The following is a 20,830-nucleotide window of genomic DNA, read 5'->3' on the forward strand; positions in this document are numbered from 1 at the left end:
CCTCGACGCCATGACGCCGAGAGAAGCTCTCGACGAGCTACTCTCGGCGTCACTGACAGGCGGTGTTGCACCGACCACTTGAATCCACCCGCCGATGGTCGGCGGGAATCTGTCGCTTTCGCGGGTCAGACGAACGTCAGCGGCGGACGGCGTCGATCTTGAGCATCTTGGCGATGACGCTGTCGAGCTCGCTGTCGTCGAAGACCTGCTTCCAGTCCTCCTTGATGAGCTTCTCGCGGCCGTAGCCCATGGCGATGTGGCAGGCGTCGGAGAACGGGTTCGAGCCGCGCAGGCCGTTGGTCAGCGCGATCCAGGTGTGGCCGTAGAGCATGGCGCGGGCGGCCTCGCGGGGCACGCCGACACCGGTGACGGTCTCCTCGAGGGCGTCGTTGAGGAAGTCGCCGATCATGCAGGCGATGGTCTCGACGAGGGTCGGCTCGAGCACGGCGAGCTGCTTCACGGTGACCCAGTGCACCTGGATGACGGGCGCGTACATGGTGGTGATGACGGCCTCGGCGATCGCCTTGGCGGAGTCGTCCGGGTCACCGAGGGACTCGGACGCGTCGAAGGCCGCGATGACCTCCTGCGGGGCGGCGATGCCCCCGAAGGTGTCGTCCCACTCGGCCTTGGTGGTGCGCTCGAGGAACACCGACGGGTGGCACGGGTGCGCTACGGCGTAGTGGATGTCCTCGCGCTTGGCGAGCAGTCCGGCGTAGGCGGCGGCCGGGTCGAGCGTCAGGATGCTGGCGCCGGCCTTCATGACCGGGACGAGCTGCTCCGAAATGGTGCCGAGCAGGACGTCCGGCACGGCGAGGATGACCACGTCGGCGACCTTGGCGGCCTCGACGCTGTCGTTGAGCGACCGGCCGAGGGCCTGGATGCGCTCCTGCCCGGCGGGCGAGGCCTCGCTGTAGAGCGTCGTGTACTCGCTCTTCGCGAAGTTGTTCGAGACGCGGGTGCCCATCTTGCCGCCGGCACCGATCACGGCGACGGTGACGTCGGCCGTACCGGATCCGGCAGCGACGGTGTGGGGGGTGGTGACGGTGTCGGTCATGATTCCTTGCTCCTGATGTGCTCGATGGTGTGTTCGGTCCACGCCGCCTCGATGCGGGTGGTGGTCTGTGCGGGCGTCTCGCCCGGTCGCGGGTCGGCGCCCGCGTGCTCGTCCTGCCAGGGCAGCCAGAACTCGATGACGCGGTTGATCCCCCGGGCGTCGGGGTCGATCGCGGCGCGGACGGCGTCGTGGTCGATGACCCCGGTGCCCATCGGGACGCCGGTGTACTGGAACCCGACCCACCCCGGCGACCGGGTGAACCCGGAGTCCTTGACGTGCCAGTTGACGACGTGCGGGGCGGTCATCGCGACGACGTCGGCGGGGTGTTCGAGCCGTGCGACGGTGTTCGCCGGGTCCAGGCAGATGCCGAGGTGGTCGGAGCCGATCGCCTGCACGACCGCGACGAGGTCGGCGGTGGCCACCACCTCGTAGGTCTCGAGGGCGAGCGTCACCCCGGCCGCCTCGTAGGCGGGGAGTGCCCGGCGCAGACGGCGTTCGGTCTCGGCGGTGTCCGGCTGGTCGTCGCCGCTCGTCCACATCGACCGGACGAGCGTCGCACCGAGTACCTGCGCGATGTGCAGGTACCGGGCGAGGTGCGCCGGGTCGGTGCCGCGGGTGCCGACCTCGAGCGTGAGCCCGAGATCGTCGGCCAGCATCCGGATCGCGGCCAGCCGGTCGTCCGACGCGGTGTCGAGCGGCAGGTGGTCGCAGATCTGGAACAGGTCGACGCCGTCGTGGGCCGCGGCGTCGCGCAGGGCGTCGTCGAGGGACATCGGTGCCGGCACGCGGTCGGACATGCGCCAGAAGTAGGCGTAGGTGGAGAGGCCGAGCAGGGAGGTCACGCCGGTGCTCCGTCCTGCGTCGCAGCCAGCGCCTCGGCTTCGTCGAGGATCGTGCGGATCGCCTCGGGGTCGTGGGCGAAGCGGCCGAGGAACAGGCCACCGATACGGCCCTGTCCCCGGGTGAGCAGACCAGGCCCGGCGCTGCCGCCGTAGATGACGACCGAACCGGCGAGTTCCGGGCGGTTCGCCAGGTGCTGCTCGATGCCCGCGAGCACCGCGACGATGTGCTCGTCGGGAGCGGGCTGCGGTGCGCCGATGGCCCAGACCGGCTCGTAGGCGGCGATGACCGGCCCGGCGAGTCCGTCGGCGACGGCCGTCGCGACGAAGCGGTCGAGCTGCGCGGTGACCTCGGCGACGGCAGCGGACGGGTCGCCGTCGGCCGCGCGGTCGGTCTCGCCGACGCAGATGAGGGGACGCAGGCCGTTGCGGAAGGCGGCGTGCACCTTGCCGGCGATGTCCTGGTCGGACTCGTGGAACAGGGACCGGCGTTCGGCGTGCGCGATCTCGACCAGGTCGACCCCGACCTCGCGGAGTTCGCGGCCGGACACCTCACCCGTGAAGGCACCCTCGTCGGCCCAGGCCAGGTCCTGCGCGCCGAGGAGCACCGGGGTGCGCTCGAGCACGGCGTGCACCGGCACGAGCGACGGGAACGTCGGGATGACGAAGAGTTCGACGGCGCCGGACTGCACCGCCGGGTGGGTCCGGGCGATGTCGGCCACGGCGGCCGCCCACTCGAGCGTCCGGGCGTGCCCGAAGTACATCTTGAGCGACACCCCGATCGTGATCGGGGCCGCCGCCGTGGTCGCCGGCATCAGGCGTCGGTCCCGACCGGGGCCGAGCCGTCGTAGGCACAGATCGCGGCGACCTTCGACGCGCTGGCGGAGGACGGGTCGAACGTGTAGCCCAACCACTCGCGAGCCATCCGGCGTGCGACCTCGACGCCGACGACCCGCTGGCCCATGCAGAGGACCTGGGCGTCGTTCGACAGGACCGAACGCTCGACGCTGAACGAGTCGTGCGCGGTGACGGCCCGGATGCCGGGGACCTTGTTCGCCGCGATCGCGACGCCGAGTCCGGTGCCGCAGATCAGGATCGCCCGGTCCGCCTCGCCGCTCGCGACCAGTCGTGCTGCGTCGACGGCCACGTGCGGGTAAGCGGTGTGCCCGTCCGCGTCGACGCCCACGTCGGTGACGCTGACCACGCGCGGGTCCTTCGCGAGGTCGGCCTTGATGATCTCCTTGTAGTCGAACCCGGCGTCGTCCGAGCCGACGACGATGCGGAACTGCTGCTCGGTCATGGGGGCTTCCTTACTTCTCGGCCAGCGTCGCGAGGACCGCGGCGGTGATCAGGGCGAACGAGATCGCGCCGGCGTCGGGGGTGCCGACCGCGTCCTCGCCGTGGGTGCGGGCGCGGCCCATCTTCGGCAGCAGGTCAGCGGTCGCGTCGGCGGCCGCCGTCGCCGCGGCGGACGCTGCCGACCAGGCACGGACCAGGTCGTCGCCGGCCGCGACGCGGTCGGTGAGGACCTGGTCGAACGGGACGATCGCGTCGACCATGGTCTTGTCGCCGGGGACGGCTCCGAACGCGAGGACCGCCTCGGTGGCGGCGTGCACCGCGCTCTGGACCGTGGCGGCGGTCGGACGCTCGTCGTCGCCGAGGACGCGACCCAGTGCCTCCAGGGCGGCTCCCCAGATCGCGCCGGACGTGCCACCGGCCTTGTCGGACCAGGCGTCTCCGGCGATCGCCAGGACGCTGCCGGCGCCGGCGCCGCGCGTCACCGCGTCCGAAGCGGCGCGGTCCGCGGCGGTGGAGCCGCGCTGCATGCCGATGCCGTGGTCGCCGTCGCCGGCGACGGCGTCGATCCGACCGAGCTCGTCGGCGTGGTCGTCGATGGTGGTGCGGATGGCCGTGATCGCCTCGGCGACCCGGGCGGCGGACGCCTGCGACGCCTCGGTGCCCGGCGTGACCGGTGCCTGCTCGTCCGCGGCGAGGGCCTCGGGTGCGACCGGCTGTTGCGGGACGGCACCGCCCTTGCGGTACGCGGGGCTGTCGGCTGGGGCGGCCCAGAGCTGCTCGAGTTCGTCGTCGAGCCAGAAGAGCGTCAGCGAGACGCCGGCCATGTCGAAGCTCGTGACGAGTTCGCCGACCTCGGGCTCGACGACGACGGCACCGGCCGCGGTGAGCCCGCGCTGCACGGCGCCGAAGACGACGAAGAGCTCCTCGTACTTGACGCTGCCGAGACCGTTGAGGATCGGGACGACGCGTGCCCCGTCGACGACGACACCGGATGGCAGCTCGGTCAGCAACTTGTCGACGAGCAGGTCGGCCAGTCCGGACGCGGTGGGGACGTCGGCCTCGGCGATGCCGCGTTCGCCGTGGATGCCCATGCCGATGGCCATCCGACCCTCGGGGACGGTGAAGAGTGGTTCGTCCGCGCCGGGGAGCGAGCAGCCGGAGAAGGCGACGCCGAAGCTGCGGGTGCGGTCGTTGGCGCGGGTCGCGATCGCGGTGACCGTGTCGAGGTCGTCCCCGCGTTCCGCGGCGGCACCGGCGACCTTGAAGACGCACAGGTCACCGGCGATGCCACGACGCTTGTGGGCTTCGGCGCTCGGGGCGGAGGCGACGTCGTCGGTCACCCGCACGGTGCGGACGTCGATCCCGCTGTCGGCCAGTGCCCGCGCCGCAGCGTCGAAGTTGAGCACGTCGCCGGCGTAGTTGCCGTAGCTCAGCAGCACCCCGCCGCCGTGCTCGGACGCCTTCGCGACCGCCGTGACCTGCTGGGCGCTCGGGCTGGCGAAGAGGTTCCCCATCGCCGCACCGGCTGCCAGTCCGTGCCCGACGAGTCCGCCGAAGGCCGGGTAGTGGCCGGAGCCACCGCCGACGACGAGCGCGACGGTCCCCTCGGGGCTGGTGGTCGAGCGGGCGACGCCGCCGTGGACCTTGCGGACCCGGGACTGGTTCGCGGCCACGAAGCCGTCGACCATCTCGTCGGCGAAGTCGGCCGGGTCGTTGAACAGGCGGGTCATGCGTGGCTCTCCTGGGTCGTGGTCGTGTTCTTCGTGGCCTGCGCCGCAGCGTCGGCGGCACGTCGTTCGTTCCGCTTGGTGTTCCGACCGAGCACGAACATCAGCACGCTCGACAGCACCATGAAGAAGCCGACGATGAACATCGGGACCTGGTACCCGCCGGTCCACCCGCTGACGACGCCCGTGATGTACGGGGCGGCGAACCCGCCGAGGTTGCCGATCGTGTTGATGAGGGCGACTCCCGCGGCAGCGGCGGCACCGGTCAGGAACTGCGTCGGCACGGTCCAGAAGTTCGGCAGCGCCGCGAAGATCGCGCAGGCGGTGACCGCGATGACGGCGATCGTGGCGGCCGGGCTGTTCATGTAGAGCGCGACCGGGATGCTCAGGCCGCCGACGAGCGCGGGGACGGCGATGTGCCAGACCCGGACGCCACGGCGGAAGGCGTCACGCGACCAGAAGTACAGGACGACCGCGGCGGGGACGTACGGGATCGCCGTGATCATGCCCTTCTGGAACAGGTCGAACGTGGTGCCGAACTGCTCCTGGAAGCCGTCGATGATGGTCGGCAGGAAGAAGCTCAGTGCGTAGAGGCCGTAGATGAAGCCGAAGTAGACCGCGGCGAGCATCCAGACGCGGCCGGAACCGAAGGCTGCACGGAGACCGCCCTTGGCGTGCCCGTCTCCCCCGCCCTTGGCCTTGTTCTCGGCGGCGAGGGCACCCTCGAGCCACAGCTTCTCGTCCTCGTCGAGCCACTTCGCCTGCGACGGCTTGTCCTTGAGCACGAAGAGGCACAGGACGCCGACGATGATCGCCGGGATCGAGACGCACAGGAACATGAAGCGCCAGCCGGCCAGGCCGCCGAGCATGCCCTCGTGGGTCATCAGCCAGCCGGCGAGCGGGGAGCCGATGACGCTCGTCAGGGGCTGGGCCAGGTAGAACAGCGCGAGCATCTTGCCGCGGTGCCGGGCGGGCACCCACGTCGACAGGAACAGGATCGCGCCGGGGAAGAAGCCGGCCTCGGCGATGCCGAGCAGGAAGCGCAGCCCGACGAGCTGCGGGTAGTTCTGCACCCACGTGAAGAGCAGCGAGACGATGCCCCACGTGATCATGATGCGCGCGAGCCAGATGCGCGCGCCGAACTTGTGCAGCGCCAGGTTCGACGGGACCTCGAGCACGAGGTAGCCGATGAAGAACACGCCGGAGGCGAACCCGAACTGGGCAGCGGTCAGACCGAGGTCCGCCTCCATGCCGTTCGGGGCCGCGAAGGAGATCGCTGTGCGGTCGAGGAAGTTGATGAAGAACATCAGTGCCACGAACGGCACGATGCGGATCGCGATCTTGCGGATGGCCGTCTTCTCGACGACCGAGGTGGGGATGCCTCGCGTGGCGGGGATGTCCACGATGACTCCTGCTCGGTGGGGGTGGTACGACTCCGACCCGTGCTGCTGCGCCCGGATGGAGCGGGCGCATCGGTGCGCCTGGTCCAGTGTGCGGATTCGAATCCGACTTGTCAACCGGTTGACCAAACCAGCCCAAGCTCCTCGAAGCCCAACCGGTTGACCGAACGGTACGCTCACTGCATGCCCGCGTTCAGCCCGGACGACCCCCTCAACATCCGACTCGAACTCGAGTCCGTGCCCGCGGGGTCGCCCGCCTCCGAGGTCGCCCGACAGCTCGTGTCCCTGCTCACCGCGGGTGAGCTGGCCCCCGGTTCGCGACTGCCGTCCGAGCGGATCCTGGCCGAACGGCTCGGGGTCGGACGCTCCGCGGTGCGCGAGGCCCTGGCGGCCCTCGAGATCCTGGGGATCGTGCAGATCCGGCCCGGCTCCGGCACGTACCTGCAGGGCGGCACCTCGGACTTGCTGCCGACGACGCTGTCGTGGGGCCTCATGCTCGCGTCGAACCGCACCCGCGAGCTGCTCGAGGTCCGGTCGTCGCTCGAGCGCACGGTCGCGATCCTCGCCGCGCAGCGCGCCACGCCCGAGCAGGTCGCGGAGCTCGGCGCGTACCTGGTCCGGCAAGAGGCCACCCTCGACGACCCCGAGGCCTTCATCGACGCCGACGTCCGCTTCCACGTCCTGCTCGCCCGCGCCGCGGGGAACGACGTGCTCGGCGACCTGCTGCAGAGCCTGCGCTCGATGCTCAGCGTGTGGGTCGGCCGCCGCGTCCAGACCCGCCAGGCCACGGAGGCCGCCTACGACGAACACCGCGCGATCTACGAGGCGCTCCGGGCCGGCGACGTGCCCGCCGTGCAGCGTGCGATGGACGAGCACATGGCCACGGCGAGCGCCCGCATCGAGAACGCGGAGCCCATCCCACCCGCCGAGTAGCGGGGCGCGTCCGCTTCGTGAGCAGAAATGGTCGGATCCGTGACGGCGACCCGACATCTTCTGCTCACGATCGGGCGGCCGGGAGGCGCGGTGCGGGTCCGCCTCGCACCGTGCGACGTTGCCGGGGCGGCAACAGGGCTTGGGTCGGGCCCGGCGGGTGCGCTGGAGTGGGCGGATGCATGCACACGAGACCACCACCGATGGCGTCGGCTCGGCCCGCGACTGGTGGGAGCAGCGGTACGCCGAGCGCGACGGGATCTGGTCGGGCCGGGTGAACGCGGTGCTGGCCGACGTCGCCGGGGCGCTGCCGATGGGGCGCGCGCTCGACCTCGGCTGCGGTGAGGGCGGCGACGTCGTCTGGCTTGCCGAGCAGGGTTGGGACGCACTCGGGGTCGACCTTTCGGTGACGGCGATCGAGCGCGGTTCGCGGGCGTCCGTGTCGGCCGGGGTCGAGGAAAGGACGGCGTTCGTCGCAGCCGACCTCGCCACGTGGGAGACGGCTGCGCGCTTCGACCTGGTGACGGCGTCGTTCCTGCAGTCGTGGCCGGTCGAGATCCCCCGCGCGGAGATCTTGCGCCGGGCGACCGGGTTCGTCGCGGTCGGCGGGCACCTGCTCGTGACCGCGCACGCTGCCCCACCGCACGACGACCTGCCGGTCGAGATGCGGGAGTACCGGTTCCCGACGCCCGACGAGGACCTGACGGCCCTGCAGCTCGACGGCTCGTGGGACGTCGTCGCCGCCGAACTCCGGCCGCGTACCGCGACGACTCCCGACGGCGACCCGCACGAGGTGCTCGACAGCGTGGTGCTGGTCCGCCGGGCGCGCTGACGACGGCTGCCGCGCGGGACGGTCAGCGCGGGAGTGGGACCGCGGCGTCGAACGCCTGCACGACGCGGGCCACCACCTGGGCGGGCGGAGTGTCCCAAATCGTCTGGTTGAAGAGCTCGACCTCGACGTCACCGGCGTAGCCGGCAGCGACCACCGCGTCCGTCACCGGCCCGAAGTCGACGTGGCCGTCGCCCGGGTAGCCCCGGGACAGCAGCGGGTCCGCCGCGATCGGGGTGGTCCAGTCGCACACCTGGTACGACGCGATCCGCCCGGCAGCCCCGGCGCGGGCGATCGACGCCGCGAGCGCCGGGTCCCACCACACGTGGAACGTGTCGACCACGACCCCCACGGCAGCGGCCGGGAACGGCGCCGCCAGGTCGATCGCCTGCGCGAGCGTCGACACCACGGCTCGGTCGGCTGCGTACATCGGGTGCAGCGGCTCGACGGCGAGCTGGACACCGGCGTCGAGGGCGTGCGGCACCAGGTCGGCGAGCGCATCGGCCACCCGGCCCCGGGCGTCGACCAGGTCGCGCGAGCCCTCGGGCAGTCCCCCGGCGACGAGCACGAGCACGGGCGCCGAACCGGGTGCTCCGGCCGCGGCGAGGGCGGCGGTCTCGTCGATCGCGCGGCGGTTGTCGTCGAGCGCCCGCTGCCGCGCGGTGCCTGGCGGGAGGGTGAAGAAGCCTCCGCGGCAGTGCGCCGACACCCGGAGCCCGGAGTCCGCGACCATCCGGACGGCCTCGGCGAGACCGACCTCGGCCACGGGCTCCCGCCAGGTGCCGATCGCACCGACGCCGGCCCCCGCCACGGTGTCGAGCGCCTGCCGGAGCGGCGCGTACTTGATCGTCGCCTGGTTGACCGACAGCCGCGGATGCGGCGCAGCGCCGGCGGACCGGACCGGCGTGACGGCGTCCGCCGCGGTCGTCACGCGACCACCTCGGCGACGGTGCGGTCGGCGGTGGGTGATCCGGGCCTCCCGGTCGACCGTGTCTCCACGCCGGCCACCGTGAGCAGCGCGTGCCAGCGCGAGGCGGCGAGGTCCGGGTGTTCGAGGGCGCCGCAGGCGTTCGCGAGCCGGATGGTCTCGGACAGGTGCGGCAGGGAGCGGCCGGCGTGCTGGCCGCCGACCATCTGGAAGGCGGGCTGGTGGCCGTTCAGCCAGGCGAGGAAGGCGATGCCGGTCTTGTAGTGCCAGGTGGGGGCGCTGAAGACGTGGCGGGAGAGCGCCTCGGTGGGGGCGAGGAGGGTGCGGTAGGCGGTCTCGTCGGGCAGGGCCTGGACGGCGGCGGAGGCGATGGGGGCGATGGCGGCGAAGGCGCCGAGGAGGGCGTCGGAGTGGGCTCGGCCCCGTGCTCCGGCTCGGTCTCCGGCCCGGTCTCCGGCCCGGTCTCCGGCCCGGTCTCCGGCGATCAGGTTCACGTAGTGGAAGTCGTCGCCGGTGAACATCCGGGCGGTCGCTGGCAGCTGGGAGCGGAGGGCGACCTCGGCGCGGGCGTTCAGCAGGCTCATCTTGATGCCGGAGACCTTCGGCCCGGCGTCGCGCATGATGTCGAGCACGGTGTCGGGGCCCTGCTGCCCGCCGAAGTAGCCGGCGAGGGCGGGGTCGAAGGCCTCCCCCAGCCAGTGCAGGACGACGGGGGCGCTCGCCTGCTCGATGATGAGGCCGTAGATGCGGCGGTAGGTGCTGGCGGCAACGTTGCTGCTGGGGCTGTCGCTGTCGGCGCGCTGCGCGAGTCGCGCCAGGTGACGGCTCGCCATGAGGACGACACCCGCGCCGGCGTCCTCGGCGTGGTGGAGCTGGGCGACGTACGCGTCGACGACCTGCTGCTCGGTGGGCAGGTCGTCCCCGTCGTCCGGCAGGTCGTCGGTGTTCACGCCGACGACGATGCGGCCGCCGACGGAGTGCGCCTCGCGGGCGCTGCGGGTGATGAGCTCGCGCGTCGCGGCCGGGTCGAGGCCCATGTTCCGCTGCGCGGTGTCCATCGCGTCGGCGACGCCGAGCCCCCACGACCACAGGTGGTGGCGGAACGCGAGGGTGGCGTCCCAGTCGAGGTCGGCCGGGGCGCCGGGGGTGTTGTCGGCGGCGGCGCGCGGGACGACGTGGGCGGCCGCGTAGACGAGGCGCTCGGTCAGGGGCGCGGTCGGCTTGGCGGCGGCCGTGACTGCCGGCGGGTTCAGGGTCGTCCGGCTGGTCGAGCCGTCGGCGGCGAGGAGGGTGAGGTCGGTCATGCGCGTGCGCCGACCGTTTCGGTATGCAGGGCGACCTCCGGCGTCTCGACCTGGAGGCGCGGCTCGGCCCCCGTGGGCAGGTGCAGCTCCGGCAGGTCCACGCGTCGACCCTCGGCGCTGGACCGCAGGCCGGCCTCCGCCAGCGCCACGCCGCGGGCACCGGAGAGCAGGTCGTAGGGGTGCGGGCGGCCGGCGACCAGGTCCTGCAGGAAGTCCTCCCACTGGGCGCGGAACCCGTTGCCGAACACCTCGTTGTCGGGGACCTCGAGCCACTGCGCCTTGTAGTCGCGGTCGTCCTTCAGGTCCGGGTTCCACACCGGCTTCGGCGTCGCCGTTCGTGGCTGGATGCGGCAGCCGAACAGTCCCGCGACGGCGCTGCCGTGGGTGCCGTCGACCTGGAACTCGACGAGCTCGTCGCGGTCGACCCGGACCGCCCAGCTCGAGTTGATCTGCGCCGTGATGCCGCCGGCCAGGTCGAAGACCCCGTAGGCGGCGTCGTCCGCGGTCGCCGGGTACTCGTGACCCTGCTCGTCGGTGCGCTGCTCGATGTGGGTGACGGCGCGGGCGTACACGGACTCGACGCGGCCGAACAGCTGCTCGAGCACGTAGTTCCAGTGCGGGAACATGTCGACGACGATCCCGCCGCCGTCCTGCTGCCGGTAGTTCCAGCTCGGGCGCTGTGCGGTCTGCCAGTCCCCCTCGAACACCCAGTAGCCGAACTCGCCGCGGACGCTGAGGACCTTCCCGAAGAACCCGGAGTCGATGAGGCGGCGGAGCTTCCGGAGGCCGGGCAGGTAGAGCTTGTCGTGCACGACGCCGTTCGGCACCCCGGCCTCGGCGGCCAGTCGGGCGAGTTCGAGCGCTTCCGAGGAGGTCTCGGCGGTCGGCTTCTCGGTGTAGACCGCCTTGCCGGCGGCGATCGCCCTGCGCAGGGCATCGGCACGGGCGCTCGTGACGGCGAAGTCGGCGAAGACGTCCCAGCGCGGGTCCGCGAGGGCGGCGTCGAGGTCGGTCGTCCAGTGCTCGAGGCCGTGGCGGGTGGCGATCTCCTCGAGCTTCGCGGCGTTGCGGCCGACCAGGATCGGTTCGAGCTGCACGCGGGAGCCGTCCGGCAGCCGAAGTCCGCCGTCCTCGCGGATGGCCAGGATCGACCGGACGAGGTGCTGGCGGTAGCCCATCCGTCCGGTGACGCCGTTCATGATGATGCCGATGGTGCGCGTGGTGGTCAACGCGTGCTCCCTTGCTCGCTGTGGCCTGCTCTCCGCGTGGTGGAAAGCGCTTGCCCGGAACCGTACACCACGCCCGGCGCGCTGCAGTAGTACCCGAACACGAACGCACACGCGCGGCCGGGGTGCGGCGGCGGCGGCCCGCGCCCGAGGTTCCGAAATCTTGGAGTCTCGGGGCGCTGAGCGGCATTCCGTGGAACCTCGGCGCCGAACCCGCGGCATGTTGTGGAACCTCGACGCCCCGGGCGTCGGCGTGTCGTGCGACGCTCCCCACCCGCCGCTGGCCGATGGGGACCGCCTGGGACGCTCCCGACCGCGCCATCCGAGGTTCCGAGATCTCGGAACCTCGGAGCGCCAGGCGGCACTCCGTGGAACCTCGGCGCCGAACCCGCGGCATGTTGCGGAACCTCGACGCCCGGCCGACGGCGTGTCGCGCGCCCTCGAGCCCGACCAGCCGCCGGCGCCACACTCCGTGAGCAGAAAAGGTCGAGTGGCGGCGCCGGACCCGACCTTTTCTGCTCACCAAGCGCGAGCGCCCCGCCCCCGCCGCGCTACCGCGCCGTGCTCGCGCGCAGGACGACCTCGCCGTCGATGGCACCGTCGGCCTCGAGCCCCAGTGCCCGCCGCACCGCCCGCTCCCCGATCTCCTCCAGCGGGAGCCGCACCGTGCTGAGCGCCGGCACGACGTCGGCGAGCATCTGCACGTCGTCGAACCCCGCGACGCCGACGTCCACCCCGGGGACGAGCCCGCGCTCCCGGATCGCCGCGACCGCCCCCACCGCCATCAGGTCGGTGACCGCGAACACGCACCGCGGCAACGCCCACACGCCTCCCGCCGCCCGGTCGAGCAGTGTCACCATCGCCTGGTACCCGCCGTCGCGCGTGAACGCCGAGGGCACCACCGCGTCGTCCGGCACCCGGATGCCGTGCGCGGCGAGTCCGGCGACGAAGCCCTCGACCCGGGCGTGCGCGGTGGCCAGGTCCGGGTCGCCGGACAGGACGGCGAACGAGTCGTGCCCCTGTTCGACGAGCGCTCCCGCCAGGGCCGCGGCACCGCTGAGGTTCCGGATGACGACCCCGTGCACGCCGGGCACCCCGGCGGCGGCACCGTCGAGGTCGGACACGAGCGCGGACACCCCGGCACCGGCGGCGACGAGTGCGCCGACGGCAGCTGCGGAGTCCGACGCTCCCGACGTCTGCCCAGCACCGAGTCGACGACTCACGGCGAGCACCACTGCCCGCGGCCGGAGTCCGGCGACGACGCCGAGCACCGCGGCCTCGCGCGAAGGATCCCCGCCGGTCGAGGTGATCGTCACCACGAGCCCGGCGTCGTCGGCAGCCCGGATCGCCCCCGCGGCGATCGCGGCGAAGTACGGGTCGGCGATGTCGCCGACGACGAGCGCCAGGGTCGTGGTGCTCCCGCGAGCGACGGCCTGCGCCTGCACGTTGGCGGTGTACCGGAGCTCGTGGGCGGCGGCCTGCACACGGTCCACCGACTCCGGTCGGACCTTCCGCGTGCTGCCGTTCAGCGCCCGCGAGGCGGTCGCGAGCGACACGCCTGCGAGCTCGGCCACGTCGGCCAGGGTGACGGTGCCTCGCTCGGGCATGTCGTGCCTCCAGTCCGGTCCGCGCCGTGCGCGGTCTGTGGCGAGGATAGCGATTTCCCGGGAGGCCCGACCAGCGTCCGCGCCGTCGGCGCGGCCTTCCGAGACGGCTGGTCACATTGTCAGAACATCGCGCAGGAAAGCGCTTGCCATGAGCGCTCACGTCGTGTAGACCTGGGGTCCTCGGCCGAGACACCCCGAACGCTCGCCCACGGCAGACGCCAGTGGTCCCGAACGAAAGCAGTGACGATGAAGTCATCCAAGAGAATGCTCGCGCTCGCCGGCGGCATCGCCGCACTGGCCCTGTTGAGCGGCTGTGCCTCCGGCAGCTCCGGCGACGGCGGCAAGGTCGATCAGCTGACCTTCTGGCTCTCCACCTCCACCGCGCAGGAGAAGGGCTACCAGGACCTCGCCACCGCGTACGAGGAGAAGACCGGCGTCACGGTCAAGATCGTGAACCTGCCGTACGACGGACTGCAGACCAAGCTCCGCGAGTCTGCCCAGGCGAACTCGCTGCCCGACGTCGTGCGCGCCGCCGGCATCGACCCCATCTGGACCGGCAAGACCGTCGACCTGGCCTCGATCGTCGACGACGACGCGAACAAGATCGACCAGGACATCATCGCGAAGGACGACGACGGCAAGGTCACCTCGATCCCGTCCGACGTCACCGCTGCCGGCCTGTTCGTGAACAAGTCGCTGTTCGAGAAGGCCGGCGTCGACTACCCGACCGATCCCGCGAAGGCGTGGACCTGGGACGAGTTCCTCACGGCCGCCGACAAGGTGAAGGCGAAGACCGGCGCGAAGTACGACATGGTGTTCGACTCGTCGCCGTCGCGTCTGCGTGCCTACATGTTCACCAAGGGCACCGACTTCATGCAGCAGGAGAAGGACGGCTCCTTCCCGACCGACGCGAAGACCGTCGACGCACTGCAGGACTTCGCCGACATGAACGACGACTCGGTCATGCCGAAGTCGGTGTGGACGAGCGGTCAGGACCCGAACGCCCTGTTCAAGAGCGGTCAGGTCGTCGCGTACTTCTCGGGTGTCTGGCAGTCGTCGGACTTCGCGTCGAACATCACCGACTTCGACTGGGCGAGCGCCGCCACCCCGGCCGACCCGACCCACGCCACCGAGATCAACTACGGCGGCAACATCGTCGGCTTCGAGAACTCGGACGCCCGAGGTGCCGCGGCCAAGAAGTTCATCGACTACATGTACGACCCGACGAACTACGCGAAGCTCGTGACGACGAACGGCTTCCTGCCGGTCGAGACCGGGCTGGACATCCAGTACCCGTTCGAGTCCCAGGCGGCCAAGGACTCCTTCGCGCTGTACCAGAAGGAGATCGACGCAGCCGACCCGATCTCGAGCTCCTACGCCAAGGAGAGCGCGAAGTGGGCGGTCGAGGGCAAGGAACTCGGCACCGATCCCACCACCGCCGAGGTCGGCAAGCTCATCAACGGGCAGCAGTCGGCCAAGAAGACCCTCGAGACGATCACGAAGTACTACGAGGAGCACGTCGGCTGACGGAACGGGGTCGGGCGCACGCGTCCGACCCCGTTGTCTCTCCTTCCACAGCAGCACCACGTCGAACGAAGAGGATCATCGTGAGCATCCCCACCGCAGCCGGTGACGTGCAGACCGCCGTCCCCACCCCGGTGCCGCCCCGTCGGCCCGGAGCCGCGAAGACGACGAAGCGCCGCCGCTCCGGCGTCAGCAAGCCCGTCCTCGCCCCGATCCTGTTCGTGAGCGTCAACGCCGTCCTGTTCGTGGTGTTCTTCGTGTGGCCGGCCGTCATCGGCCTCGGCTACTCGTTCACCGACTACAACGGCGTCGTCGACCCGAAGTTCATCGGGTTGGCGAACTACTTCGAGCTGTTCGCCGACGACACCTTCTACGCAGCCCTCGGGCGCACCTTCCTCTACGCGATCGTCGCCGTCCCGCTCGGCTTCGTCCTCGCACTGTCGATGGCGCTGATGCTGACGAGCCCGGCGGCGAAGGGCCGCAGCGTCGCCCGCATCGTGTTCTTCGTGCCGTGGCTCATCTCCCCGATCGTCACCGGTGTGATCTGGCGGTGGATGTTCGGCGAGAACTTCGGCCTGGCGAACTTCGTCATCGAGTCCCTCGGCGGCAAGGCCGTGCCGTGGCAGTCGAACGCCGACCTGTCGCTGCTCGTGGTGGTGTTCGCCACCGCGTGGGCCGGCGCCGCCTTCAACATGCTGCTGTTCGTCGCCGCGATCCGGAACGTGCCGCAGTCGTACTACGAGGCGGCGTCCCTCGACGGGGCCGGCGCCTGGCACCAGTTCCGGTACATCACGCTGCCGAGCATCGCGCCGACGTCGTTCATCGTGATCCTGCTGTCGTCGCTCGGGGCGTTCAAGGAGTTCGCCACCATCCAGGCGCTCAACGGCGGCGGACCCGGCACCGACAACAACCTGCTCGTGCAGTACATCTACACGAACGGGTTCCAGAACGCCCACATCGGCTACGCGAGCGCGGCGTCGATGGTCCTCATGCTCATCCTCATGGCCATCGCGCTCATCCAGCTGGCCGTGAACCGTCGGACGGAGGCCCGTCGATGACCGCCACCCTGCCCAGCACCCCCGGCGCACCCGCAACCGACAACACGACCAAGAGCAAGGGCAAGGGCACGACCAAGCGCCTCGACGGCCCGCCCCGTCCGAAGGCCATCGCCGCCACCGCCCTGCTCTGGGTCTTCATCATCGCCTTCGGCTTCCCGGTGCTCTGGTTCGTGCTGAGCGCCTTCAAGCCCGGCGGCGAGCTGTTCTCGTACCCGCTGACCCTGCTGCCGAAGAACTGGTCGGTCAGCGGCTTCACCGAGGCGTGGGCGAGCTACGACTTCGCCCGCTACTTCGGCAACACCGTCATCGTCGCGCTGGTCACGACCGTGCTCACCGTGCTGGCGAGCGCCGCCACCGGGTACGCCCTGGCGAAGTACGACAACAAGTGGCTCAAGGTCTTCTTCGTCTGCATCCTGGCGACGACGATGCTGCCGACCGAGGTCATCCTCGCGCCGACGTTCATCGTCATCCGCGACCTCGGCATGTACGACTCGTTGGCCGGCATCATCGTGCCGTCGGTCATCACCGCCACCGGCATCTTCATGTTCCGGCAGTTCTTCATCACCGTGCCCGACGACCTGGTCGAGGCCGCGCGCATCGACGGTGCGAGCGAGTTCGGGATCTTCTGGCGGATCATGCTGCCGATCTCCCGGCCGATCATGCTGACGCTCGCGATCTTCTCGTTCCAGTGGCGGTGGAACGACTACATCTGGCCGCTCCTGGTGCTCAACGACCCTCACCAGTTCACGATCCAGATCGCACTGCAGAGCATCGTCGGTGCCGAGAACGTCAACTGGACCGTCCTGCTCGGTGCCTCGGTGATCTCGATCATCCCGCTCGTGCTCATCTACCTGGTGTTCCAGAAGTACGTGAACGGCGCGGACCTCAACGCGGGACTCAAGGACTGATGGGGTTCCTCGACGCGGTCGGCCCGGCCGCGGACGCCGCCGTCGCGCGCCTCCGGCTCGCCGACGACGATCCGGCTGCGCTGCAGCACCGGGAACTGATGGCGCGTGCCCTCACCCTGGTCGGGGCGTGGGTCCGGAACGAGCGGACGGGAGGCCCGGTTTGCCTTCCCGACGACGACCTCGCCACCGCGCACGGCTGGGTCCGGCACCTCGCGGCCCGGCAGTCCCCCGGCGGCACGTTCGTCGGCGGCGACAACGTGCTGTCGCCGCCGGACTCGGCGTTCACGGTGAACGACGTCTGCGACGCCCTCGAGCTGCTCGCGCCGTACCGGGCGTCGGTCCCGGCGGCCGCGGTGCTCGCCGACGACCTCGACCGGATCGTGCACCGTGCGACGCCGGCGCTGCTCACCGGTGGCGTGCACACGCCGAACCACCGGTGGGAGGTCTCGGCCGCCCTCGCCCGGGTCCACCGACTGCACCCGGCACCAGCGCTGGTCGCGCGGATCGAGGAGTGGCTCGCCGAGGGCGCGGACATCGACGCCGACGGGCTGTGGTCGGAGCGCAGCCCGAACTACGCGGCGGCCGTCTCGTGCCCGTCGTTCCTCGTCCTCGCCTCGGTGCTCGACCGGCCGGAACTGCTCGACCCCGTCCGCCGGTCCCTCGACGCCACGCTCGCGCTGCTGCTGCCCGACGACACCGTCGAGACCGTCCAGTCCCGCCGTCAGGACCAGTCGCAGGCGTTCGGCATCGGCGCGTTCGCTCCCCTGCTCTGGCACCTGGCCGTGCTCGACGACCGCGCCGACCTCGCCGCCGTCGCTGCCCGGGCCGCCGTCGCGGACATGTGGCAGCCTGGTGCGGTCGCGGCCCGCGCGATGACGGATCCGCTGCTCGCCCGCCCGTTGCCCGTCGGTGCGCCGCTCGAACCGGCCGTGCACTCCTTCGCCGACGCCCGGCTCGTGCACGTCCGCGAACAGGACCGCAGCGTCGTGCTGTTCGCCGGGTCGGACGTGCCGTCCCAGGGCCACGTCCGATCAGGCCTGGCGAACAGCCCCACGTTCCTGCGGGTGTTCGCCGGCTCGGTCGTGCTGTCCGACGTCCGGCTGTCGCGGGAGTTCTTCGGGCTCGGACCGTTCCGTCCGACCTCGCTGGAGTCCCTCGGCGACGGGCGGTACCGACTCGTCGAGACCGTGTCCGCCGGCTACCACCAGCCCCTGCCCGCCGCGGCTCGACGCACCGACGGCGCGTACGCGCTCGGTGACGAGGGCCGGTTCTCGGCGTCGATGTCCTTCGGCTCGCGAGCGGCGGACACCGTCTCCCTCACCACGACGGTCGACGTCACCGTCTCGCCGGACGCCGTCTCGATCGACGTGACGACCGAGGGCGCCGACGTGCCGTGGTCGCTCCAGCTGACGTTCCGCGGCGGGGGTACGTTCACGGGTGTGAGCACCGACGCCGCGACCGGGGAGACCGTCCTCGCCGACGGGACCGGCACCTACCGTGTCGGCGACGACGCCGTGTCCTTCGGGGCCGGCAACGGCAGCGGCCCGACCCAGCCAGCGTTCTACGCGCCCGGACAGGACTACGCGTTCCTCGGCGGCACCGACCGACCGGACGGCGAGCACGTCCACGTCACCGGGCGCTCCCCCGGCACGACGCGCATCGTGATCGGCACCGCTCGATGACCCTCCCCGGCGTGGTGCTCGTCGGTGCGCGTGGTTACGGCCTGCACCACCGGGCGAACATCGACCGGCTCGTCGCCGCGGGGGTCTGCACGCTGACCGCCGTCGTCGACCCCACGCTGGGCACCAGCACCGACGACGGGGCGGTCGTCGTGGCCGACGTCGTGGCAGCGCGCGACCACGGCCCGGTCGACGTCGTCGTCATCGCTGCCCCGATCGCCGCGCACCTGCCGCTGGCGCTCGCTGCCCTCGAGGCCGGTGCCGACGTCCTGCTCGAGAAGCCCCCGGTGACCACCCGCGACGCGCTCGACACCCTGGTCGACGCCGAGCAGCGCACCGGCCGCGTCGTGCAGGTCGGGTTCCAGAGCCTCGGGTCCGAGGCGCTGCCGGCGTTCCGTGACGGGTCGCTCGTCGGTCCGGTCCGCTCCGCCGCGGCCGTCGGCACGTGGACGCGGAACCAGGCGTACTGGGACCGCTCCGCCTGGGCCGGACGGCGTCGGGTCCAGGGCGTCGACGTCCTCGACGGCGTCGTGACGAACCCGCTCGCCCACGCGGTCGCGACGGCCCTGGCGCTCGTCGGCTGCCGTCGGGCGTCCGACGTCAGGCGCGTCGAGGTCGAGCTGTTCCGGGCGAACGACATCGAGGGCGACGACACCTCGGCCGTCCGGGTCACGACCAGCGCCGGGCTCGAAGCCACCGCCGCCCTGACCCTCTGCGCTCCGTCCGAGGTCCTGCCGACCGTTCGAGTCCGCGGCACCGCCGCGAGCGCAGTTCTGCACTACACGGCCGACGAGGTCACCGTCGGCGACACCACCCGGACCGTCGGCCGGACGGACCTGCTCGAGAACCTGCTCGCCCACCGGTCCCGCGGCGACGATCTGCTCGTCCCCCTGGTCTTCACGGGTGCGTTCGTCGAGGTGCTCGAGGCCGTTCGTGCCGCCGAGCCCGTCCGCATCGACCACCCCTGGGTGACGTGGGAGGGCGAGGGGACTGCCCGTCGTCCGCTCGTCGCCGACGTCGAGGCGATCGTCGACCGCGCCGCCGACGCACGCGCGTTGTTCTCGGAGGTCGGCGCACCCTGGGCCCACACCGCCCGCGACGAGGTGCTGCAGGTCCTGCGCGTCGACGGGGCACCGGTGGCCACGGAACTCGACGGCTCAGGGACCATCGCGACCTCGTCGCCGCGTCCGTACCTGCACCCGGTGCGGACCCTCGGCGGCACCCTCCTGAGCGCCGACCACCCGGCGGACCACGACTGGCACTGCGGCGTCGGGGTCGCGATCCCGGACGTCGACGGCGTGAACTGCTGGGGCGGCCGCACCTACGTGCACGGTCCGGGCTACGTGTGGCGCGACGACCACGGCCGCGTCGACGTCGTGCGCGCCGAGCAGCACCCCGCTCCGCACGGTGGCGGCACGGTCCAGGAACTCGTCTGGCGCGGGCCCGACCACACGGTCGTCCTGCACGAGGACCGCACCCTCGCCTGGCGCGCCGTCGACTCCGGGTGGGAACTGACCTGGTCGTCGTCGTTCCGCGCCCCCGGCGATGCCGTCGTGCACCTCGGCGGTCCGGGCTGCAACGGCCGGGTCGGTGCCGGGTACGGCGGGTTCTTCTGGCGCTTCGCCGACTGCACCGACGTGGTCGTCCGGACCGCTGACGCGCAGGGCGAAGCGGCGGTGCACGGCTCGGTCGCGCCCTGGGTGGAGTGGTCCGCGGTGTTCGAGGGAGGGCCTGCGACGATCCGGCTCGAAGCGCTCGACCACCGCGATCCCTGGTTCGTCCGGGCCGCCGAGTACCCGGCGATCGGTTCGGCCGTCGCCTGGCGTGCGCCGGCGCTCGTGCACCCCGGCGTCCCGCTCGTCCGGTCCTTCCGCGCGACGATCGCCGACGGTGCGACGGTCAACGACGGAGCGACGTTCGCCGACGGTGCGACGCCGGGCGGCAATACGCTGGACCGATGAGCACCGCAGACTGGGAAGCCCGCGTCGCCGCACTCTGGGCCGACGACACGATCGACGACCAGCAGCGCATCGACCGCATGCGCGAACTCGCCGACGCTGCGCCGCACCCGGCCCTCGGCGCGTTCGAGCTCGGCGGCGCGAACGACTCCGGCGGCCACGAGGCCGAGGCCGACGTCCACTACGCAGCCGCCACCGCCGCGGGACTCGCCGACGTCGATCCCGCCCGTGCAGCGCAGATGGTCGTGCAGCACGCCTCGACCCTGCGGAACCTCGACCGCGTCGACGAGGCCATCGCTATGCTCCGCGACGCCCCGGAACACCCGTCCACCGGTGCTGCGCCGAAGGTGTTCCTCGCGCTCGCCCTGCACAGTGCGGGCCGTCACGACGAGGCGCTCCGTGTCGCGATCGAGGCCGTCGAACCGACGCTCCCCCGCTACCACCGCTCGGTCCGCGCCTACGCTGCTGCCCTCACTGAGTGAACTGCACGAGCCGGGCGACGGTGAGGGCCCGGCTCGCGGGGACGCGGACGTCCCTCCCGTCCGGTCGCGACACCCGAA

Annotated in this window: 18 protein-coding genes; 8 read left to right on the top strand and 10 right to left on the bottom strand. The window is 71.8% G+C overall.

The window, feature by feature from the left end; genetic code table 11:
* Positions 1–136 precede the first annotated feature (136 nt).
* Genes EDF47_RS19010 through EDF47_RS19035 form a run of 6 tightly spaced genes read right to left on the bottom strand, consistent with a single transcriptional unit; the run spans position 137 to position 6,322 of the window.
* Entirely contained in the window at positions 137–1,054 is a 918-nt protein-coding gene (locus EDF47_RS19010) for a phosphogluconate dehydrogenase C-terminal domain-containing protein (protein ID WP_133938365.1), read from the bottom strand.
* Positions 1,051–1,896 (bottom strand): sugar phosphate isomerase/epimerase family protein, encoded by an 846-nt coding sequence (locus tag EDF47_RS19015; protein WP_133938363.1) that lies wholly within the window; start codon positions 1,894–1,896, stop codon positions 1,051–1,053. Before EDF47_RS19015 ends, EDF47_RS19010 begins: the two co-directional genes overlap by 4 nt.
* Positions 1,893–2,708 carry a triose-phosphate isomerase family protein gene (locus EDF47_RS19020; protein ID WP_133938362.1) on the bottom strand — a complete coding sequence of 272 codons (816 nt, stop codon included), beginning with the start codon at positions 2,706–2,708 and terminating at the stop codon, positions 1,893–1,895. Before EDF47_RS19020 ends, EDF47_RS19015 begins: the two co-directional genes overlap by 4 nt.
* The gene (locus tag EDF47_RS19025) at positions 2,708–3,193 is read right to left on the bottom strand and encodes a ribose-5-phosphate isomerase (RefSeq protein WP_133938360.1); all 486 of its coding nucleotides are present in this window, start codon (positions 3,191–3,193) and stop codon (positions 2,708–2,710) included. Before EDF47_RS19025 ends, EDF47_RS19020 begins: the two co-directional genes overlap by 1 nt.
* Before the next feature lie 10 nt (positions 3,194–3,203).
* On the bottom strand, positions 3,204–4,922 hold the full coding sequence (locus tag EDF47_RS19030) for a dihydroxyacetone kinase family protein (RefSeq protein WP_133938358.1): 1,719 nt from the start codon (positions 4,920–4,922) through the stop codon (positions 3,204–3,206).
* Complete coding sequence (locus tag EDF47_RS19035; RefSeq protein WP_133938356.1) at positions 4,919–6,322, bottom strand: MFS transporter; 1,404 nt, start codon at positions 6,320–6,322, stop codon at positions 4,919–4,921. The genes EDF47_RS19030 and EDF47_RS19035 overlap by 4 nt, the downstream gene beginning before the upstream one ends.
* A 180-nt stretch (positions 6,323–6,502) precedes the next feature.
* Between EDF47_RS19035 and EDF47_RS19040 the strand changes: the two genes are divergently transcribed.
* Together EDF47_RS19040 and EDF47_RS19045 are read left to right on the top strand one after the other, a co-directional pair.
* Positions 6,503–7,252 (top strand): FadR/GntR family transcriptional regulator, encoded by a 750-nt coding sequence (locus EDF47_RS19040; RefSeq protein WP_133938354.1) that lies wholly within the window; start codon positions 6,503–6,505, stop codon positions 7,250–7,252.
* A 175-nt stretch (positions 7,253–7,427) separates the two neighbouring features.
* Entirely contained in the window at positions 7,428–8,081 is a 654-nt protein-coding gene (locus EDF47_RS19045; protein ID WP_133938352.1) for a class I SAM-dependent methyltransferase, read from the top strand.
* 22 nt (positions 8,082–8,103) lie between these two features.
* Here the strand turns inward: EDF47_RS19045 and EDF47_RS19050 are convergent, their stop codons facing one another.
* The 4 genes from EDF47_RS19050 to EDF47_RS19065 all read right to left on the bottom strand — a co-directional run bounded on the left by EDF47_RS19050 (position 8,104) and on the right by EDF47_RS19065 (position 13,143).
* Positions 8,104–9,009 carry a sugar phosphate isomerase/epimerase family protein gene (locus tag EDF47_RS19050; protein ID WP_133938350.1) on the bottom strand — a complete coding sequence of 302 codons (906 nt, stop codon included), beginning with the start codon at positions 9,007–9,009 and terminating at the stop codon, positions 8,104–8,106.
* Entirely contained in the window at positions 9,006–10,310 is a 1,305-nt protein-coding gene (locus EDF47_RS19055) for a DUF993 family protein (RefSeq protein ID WP_133938349.1), read from the bottom strand. The genes EDF47_RS19050 and EDF47_RS19055 overlap by 4 nt, the downstream gene beginning before the upstream one ends.
* Positions 10,307–11,509 carry a Gfo/Idh/MocA family oxidoreductase gene (locus EDF47_RS19060; RefSeq protein WP_243834112.1) on the bottom strand — a complete coding sequence of 401 codons (1,203 nt, stop codon included), beginning with the start codon at positions 11,507–11,509 and terminating at the stop codon, positions 10,307–10,309. Before EDF47_RS19060 ends, EDF47_RS19055 begins: the two co-directional genes overlap by 4 nt.
* Before the next feature lie 578 nt (positions 11,510–12,087).
* Positions 12,088–13,143, bottom strand: a complete 1,056-nt coding sequence (locus tag EDF47_RS19065; protein ID WP_133938345.1) for a LacI family DNA-binding transcriptional regulator — start codon at positions 13,141–13,143, stop codon at positions 12,088–12,090.
* 246 nt (positions 13,144–13,389) lie between these two features.
* Between EDF47_RS19065 and EDF47_RS19070 the strand changes: the two genes are divergently transcribed.
* The 6 genes from EDF47_RS19070 (at position 13,390) to EDF47_RS19095 (ending at position 20,752) form a co-directional block, all read left to right on the top strand.
* A complete protein-coding gene (locus EDF47_RS19070) occupies positions 13,390–14,670 on the top strand; it encodes an extracellular solute-binding protein (RefSeq protein WP_166673275.1) in 1,281 nt (426 codons plus the stop codon).
* An 80-nt stretch (positions 14,671–14,750) separates the two neighbouring features.
* On the top strand, positions 14,751–15,725 hold the full coding sequence (locus EDF47_RS19075) for a sugar ABC transporter permease (protein ID WP_207895555.1): 975 nt from the start codon (positions 14,751–14,753) through the stop codon (positions 15,723–15,725).
* A complete protein-coding gene (locus tag EDF47_RS19080; protein WP_243698135.1) occupies positions 15,722–16,633 on the top strand; it encodes a carbohydrate ABC transporter permease in 912 nt (303 codons plus the stop codon). Before EDF47_RS19075 ends, EDF47_RS19080 begins: the two co-directional genes overlap by 4 nt.
* Complete coding sequence (locus tag EDF47_RS19085) at positions 16,633–18,315, top strand: hypothetical protein (protein WP_133938343.1); 1,683 nt, start codon at positions 16,633–16,635, stop codon at positions 18,313–18,315. Before EDF47_RS19080 ends, EDF47_RS19085 begins: the two co-directional genes overlap by 1 nt.
* The gene (locus EDF47_RS19090) at positions 18,312–20,273 is read left to right on the top strand and encodes a DUF6807 family protein (RefSeq protein WP_133938341.1); all 1,962 of its coding nucleotides are present in this window, start codon (positions 18,312–18,314) and stop codon (positions 20,271–20,273) included. The genes EDF47_RS19085 and EDF47_RS19090 overlap by 4 nt, the downstream gene beginning before the upstream one ends.
* On the top strand, positions 20,270–20,752 hold the full coding sequence (locus EDF47_RS19095; protein ID WP_123338400.1) for a tetratricopeptide repeat protein: 483 nt from the start codon (positions 20,270–20,272) through the stop codon (positions 20,750–20,752). Before EDF47_RS19090 ends, EDF47_RS19095 begins: the two co-directional genes overlap by 4 nt.
* Positions 20,753–20,830 lie beyond the last annotated feature (78 nt).

It is taken from the genome of Curtobacterium sp. PhB190 (assembly GCF_004365385.1).
Classification (GTDB): Bacteria; Actinomycetota; Actinomycetes; order Actinomycetales; family Microbacteriaceae; genus Curtobacterium.